At 54.3% G+C, this 457-nt stretch carries 1 pseudogene; it reads left to right on the top strand.

The features are described from left to right. Window positions 1–457, top strand: a pseudogene (locus HMPREF2572_RS12765) (RHS repeat protein); the annotation flags it as partial.

The following is a 457-nucleotide window of genomic DNA, read 5'->3' as shown; positions in this document are numbered from 1 at the left end:
CCGTGGGAGAGGGTCGGGGAGAGGGCAAAACGGCCGTGCCGCTTTCAGACAACCGCTCCGCCATCACCGACAACCGCCTGAAAACCTACAACGGCACGACCTATTACTACGACGAACTCGGCAACCTGATCCACCGCGAACTCGCCGACGGCGAAATGCAGAACTATTTCTACGACCTGCACGACCAACTGGTTAAAGCCGAAATCTTCAAAAAAGACGGCACGAAAGAAACTTGGGCGTACAGCTACGACGCCTTGGGCAGAAGGATAGGCAAAGGTCGTCTGAAAGACAGTCAGGAAGTTTCAGATGACCTCGAAAACCAAACCCGCTTCGTTTGGGACGGCAGCCATTTACTGCAAGAAATCCACCCGGACGGCAGGTATACCTATATCTATACCGACCCGGATTCCTACGAGCCTTTAGCACAAGTCCGCGATTGGACAACCGAAGACGGCGA

Source organism: Neisseria sp. HMSC064E01 (assembly GCF_001808875.1).
Lineage (GTDB): Bacteria > Pseudomonadota > Gammaproteobacteria > Burkholderiales > Neisseriaceae > Neisseria > Neisseria sicca_A.
This window is presented reverse-complemented; position numbering and strand designations above follow the sequence as displayed.